General features: G+C 52.0%; 2 rRNA genes. Both read right to left on the bottom strand.

From position 1 onward, the window contains the following. Positions 1-7: 7 nt before the first annotated feature. Positions 8-120 (bottom strand): 5S ribosomal RNA (gene rrf, locus TSA66_RS01165). A 146-nt stretch (positions 121-266) separates the two neighbouring features. Continuing rightward, positions 267-3142, bottom strand: a 23S ribosomal RNA gene (locus tag TSA66_RS01160). Positions 3143-3275 lie beyond the last annotated feature (133 nt).

Raw genomic sequence — 3275 nt, 5'->3', positions numbered from 1 at the left:
GTAACTAGCCTGACGATAACCTACTTTCACACTGGTTGCAGCACTATCATCGGCGCGAAGTCGTTTCACGGTCCTGTTCGGGATGGGAAGGGGTGGTACCAACTCGCTATGGTCATCAGGCATAACTTGTAGTGTTGCTTGAGGCCGGTGCACTGGCGCATCAAACAACGCAATCTGGGAAGAAGCAGTAGGGGTACTACATATATTGGCGGGTGTGATGCTCAATCGAGTCACACGCTACTCTTGCCTATACCTGCTAAGGTTATAGGGACAAGCCGCACGGGCAATTAGTATCAGTTAGCTTAACGCATTACTGCGCTTCCACACCTGACCTATCAACGTCCTGGTCTCGAACGACCCTTTAGGGGAATCAAGTTCCCGGGAAGTCTCATCTTGAGGCAAGTTTCCCGCTTAGATGCTTTCAGCGGTTATCTCTTCCGAACTTAGCTACCCGGCAATGCCACTGGCGTGACAACCGGTACACCAGAGGTTCGTCCACTCCGGTCCTCTCGTACTAGGAGCAGCCCCCCTCAAACTTCCAACGCCCACGGCAGATAGGGACCAAACTGTCTCACGACGTTTTAAACCCAGCTCACGTACCACTTTAAATGGCGAACAGCCATACCCTTGGGACCGGCTACAGCCCCAGGATGTGATGAGCCGACATCGAGGTGCCAAACTCCCCCGTCGATATGAACTCTTGGGAGGAATCAGCCTGTTATCCCCAGAGTACCTTTTATCCGTTGAGCGATGGCCCTTCCATACAGAACCACCGGATCACTATGTCCTACTTTCGTACCTGCTCGACTTGTCAGTCTCGCAGTTAAGCACGCTTATGCCATTGCACTATTAGCACGATGTCCGACCGTACCTAGCGTACCTTCGAACTCCTCCGTTACACTTTGGGAGGAGACCGCCCCAGTCAAACTGCCTACCATGCACTGTCCCCGACCCGGATAACGGGCCAAGGTTAGAACCTCAAACAAACCAGGGTGGTATTTCAAGGTTGGCTCCACGGCAACTGGCGTCACCGCTTCAAAGCCTCCCACCTATCCTACACAGATTGGTTCAAAGTCCAATGCAAAGCTACAGTAAAGGTTCATGGGGTCTTTCCGTCTAGCCGCGGGTAGATTGCATCATCACAAACACTTCAACTTCGCTGAGTCTCGGGAGGAGACAGTGTGGCCATCGTTACGCCATTCGTGCAGGTCGGAACTTACCCGACAAGGAATTTCGCTACCTTAGGACCGTTATAGTTACGGCCGCCGTTTACTGGGACTTCAATCAAGAGCTTGCACCCCATCATTTAATCTTCCAGCACCGGGCAGGCGTCACACCCTATACGTCCACTTTCGTGTTTGCAGAGTGCTGTGTTTTTATTAAACAGTCGCAGCCACCAGTTTATTGCAACCCCTTCACCCTCCTGGCGCAGGCCAGTCAAGCTACAAGGGCGTACCTTATCCCGAAGTTACGGTACCAATTTGCCGAGTTCCTTCTCCCGAGTTCTCTCAAGCGCCTTAGAATACTCATCTCGCCCACCTGTGTCGGTTTGCGGTACGGTCTCGTATGACTGAAGCTTAGAGGCTTTTCTTGGAACCACTTCCGATTGCTTCGCGGCATAAAGCCGCTCGTCCCAACCCCTTGAATTACGCCAGCGGATTTGCCTACTGGCCTTCTTTGAGTTAGGAACCGGGACATCCAACACCCGGACAACCTTCCGCGATCCGTCCCCCCATCGCATCACACGACGGTGCAGGAATATTAACCTGCTTCCCATCAGCTACGCATCTCTGCCTCGCCTTAGGGGCCGACTCACCCTGCTCCGATGAACGTTGAACAGGAAACCTTGGGCTTACGGCGTGCGGGCTTTTCACCCGCATTATCGCTACTCATGTCAGCATTCGCACTTCTGATACCTCCAGCATCCTTTACAAGACACCTTCGCAGGCTTACAGAACGCTCTCCTACCATCTGCATTACTGCAGATCCGCAGCTTCGGTGACTGGCTTAGCCCCGTTACATCTTCCGCGCAGGACGACTCGATCAGTGAGCTATTACGCTTTCTTTAAAGGATGGCTGCTTCTAAGCCAACCTCCTGACTGTTTTAGCCTTCCCACTTCGTTTTCCACTTAGCCAATCTTGGGGACCTTAGCTGGCGGTCTGGGTTGTTTCCCTCTTGACGTCGGACGTTAGCACCCGGCGTCTGTCTCCCAAGCTCGCACTCATCGGTATTCGGAGTTTGCAATGGTTTGGTAAGTCGCGATGACCCCCTAGCCATAACAGTGCTCTACCCCCGATGGTGATACTTGAGGCACTACCTAAATAGTTTTCGGAGAGAACCAGCTATTTCCAGATTTGTTTAGCCTTTCACCCCTATCCACAGCTCATCCCCTAGTTTTTCAACACTAGTGGGTTCGGACCTCCAGTGCGTGTTACCGCACCTTCATCCTGGCCATGGATAGATCATCTGGTTTCGGGTCTACACCCAGCGACTGAACGCCCTATTCGGACTCGCTTTCGCTACGCCTTCCCTACACGGTTAAGCTTGCCACTGAATGTAAGTCGCTGACCCATTATACAAAAGGTACGCAGTCACCCCTTGCGAGGCTCCTACTGTTTGTATGCACACGGTTTCAGGATCTATTTCACTCCCCTTCCGGGGTTCTTTTCGCCTTTCCCTCACGGTACTGGTTCACTATCGGTCGATATCGAGTATTTAGCCTTGGAGGATGGTCCCCCCATGTTCAGACAGGGTTTCACGTGCCCCGCCCTACTTGTCGCAAGCTTAGTTCCACAATCCAGATTTCGCATACGGGGCTATCACCCGCTATGGCTGCACTTTCCAGAGCATTTTGCTATCTCGACTGCTAAATCTTGCAGGCTGTTCCCATTTCGCTCGCCACTACTTTGGGAATCTCGGTTGATTTCTTTTCCTGTAGCTACTTAGATGTTTCAGTTCGCCACGTTCGCTTCACACACCTATGTATTCAGTGTGAGATGACCCAAAGGGCCGGGTTTCCCCATTCGGAAATCTGCGGATCAAAGCTTGTTTGCCAGCTCCCCGCAGCTTATCGCAGGCTACAACGTCCTTCATCGCCTGATATCGCCAAGGCATCCACCATGTGCACTTATTCGCTTGTCCCTATAACGTTAGCTTCTCTTGCGAGAAACGCTATAGAGCTTGAGTTTGCGTGCCGTATTCCAGACTCTCGTTGTTACGAGAACTCTTTCATACTATTGATTGATACAATCACAACCCACCAGTCTTCACCAAC

Origin of the sequence: Noviherbaspirillum autotrophicum (assembly GCF_000818395.1) — a bacterium.
Taxonomy (GTDB): Bacteria; Pseudomonadota; Gammaproteobacteria; order Burkholderiales; family Burkholderiaceae_D; genus Noviherbaspirillum; species Noviherbaspirillum autotrophicum.
Note: the sequence above shows the minus strand (reverse complement) of the source record. Positions and strands in the feature narration are given on the sequence as shown.